Source organism: Vreelandella lionensis (genome assembly GCF_044543515.1).
Lineage (GTDB): Bacteria > Pseudomonadota > Gammaproteobacteria > Pseudomonadales > Halomonadaceae > Vreelandella > Vreelandella lionensis.
The window spans coordinates 1-1,315 of sequence record NZ_JBITWC010000053.1 but is presented as its reverse complement, the minus strand read 5'-3'; the positions used below and the strand labels follow the sequence as shown (position 1 = coordinate 1,315).

Genomic DNA, 1,315 nt, shown 5'->3' with positions numbered 1-1,315 from the left:
TGAACCGTACCGGCTTTCTCGGAGACCCGTTAGTTTGAGTCAAGCAGCCTTATTTGCCTGACTCTGTTGCTCATAATACATGGCTTCTCGCTCTGCTGGTGGGATATGGCCAATCGGCTCCAGTAACCGCCGTTGATTGAACCAGTCGACCCACTCCAACGTTGCAAACTCAACCGCTTCTAGTTGCCGCCATGGTCCGCGTCGGCGAATCACTTCGGTCTTGAAAAGCCCTATCACGGTTTCAGCCATTGCGTTGTCGTACGAATCGCCCACGCTTCCGACAGAGGGCTCAATGCCAGCATCTGCTAAACGTTCCGTGTAGCGAATTGAGACGTATTGAACGCCTCGGTCGCTGTGGTGAATAAGATCACCTTTAGGTCGCTGAGGGCGCTCATGAAGCGCCTGTTCAAGCGCATCCAACACCATATCGGTTCGAGGTGTACTGGAAACTCGCCAGCCGATGATTCGGCGAGCAAACGCATCAATGACGAAGGCGACATAAACAAAGCCCTTCCATGTGGCAACGTAGGTAAAATCTGATACCCACAGTGCGTTCGGCTGAGCTGGCTGAAACTGCCGCTTGACCAAATCCGCCGGACAGGCCTTGTTAGGGTCAGATACAGTCGTACGCACCGGCTTACCACGTATCACACCGCGCAGCCCCATTTGGCGCATCAGGCGAGCGACGGTGCAGCGAGCCACCGGAGTGCCTTCTCGGTGTAGTTGACGCCAGACTTTGCGGATGCCGTAGACACCGAAGTTCTCTTCCCAGACACGCTGAATTTCGGCCCTCAGCCAGCGCTCACGTTTATTGCGGGGAGGCGCTCGGTTGGGCTCGCGTGCGCGGGCACGATGCTCATAGTACGTCGACGGGGCGATCGGCAGGACACGGCAGATCGGCTCGACCCCGTATAACGCTCGGTAATCTTCGATAAAGTTGATCATCACTTCCCGCGGCGGTCGAGCTCCGCCTGGGCAAAATATGCAGAGGCCTTTCGTAGGATCTCGTTGGCTTGCTTCAACTCTCGGTTTTCACGCTCTAGCGCTTTGATCCGTTCACGCTCGGAGGTCGTAGCGCCTTCCCGACGCCCTGTGTCACGCTCGGCCTGTCGGACCCAACTGCGCAGTGTTTCAGGCGTACAGCCGATTTTTGGGGCGATGGCACCGAGGGCTGCCCACTGGGAGGAATAATCGGCCTCGTGGTCGAAGACCATACGTACCGCCCGCTGGCGAACTTCAGGGGAATATCGATTTGATTTGCTCATGGCTCCATCCTCTCAAGGTTTGGAGCCTCCGGGAATCCCGGTACGGTTCA

The 1,315-nt window shown here is 56.9% G+C and carries 1 protein-coding gene and 1 other annotated feature; the gene reads right to left on the bottom strand.

What is annotated here, in order from left to right; all coding sequences use genetic code 11:
- Window positions 1-39: 39 nt before the first annotated feature.
- Window positions 40-1,265, bottom strand: a protein-coding gene (locus ACIGG6_RS18240) for an IS3 family transposase (protein ID WP_399846544.1) whose coding sequence is annotated in 2 segments (ribosomal slippage) — window positions 40-980 and window positions 980-1,265 — 1,227 coding nt in all. Because the reading frame shifts where the segments join, the coding sequence is not laid out codon by codon here.
- Window positions 871-987, bottom strand: a sequence feature (AL1L pseudoknot). Its footprint overlaps the gene before it by 117 nt.
- Window positions 1,266-1,315 lie beyond the last annotated feature (50 nt).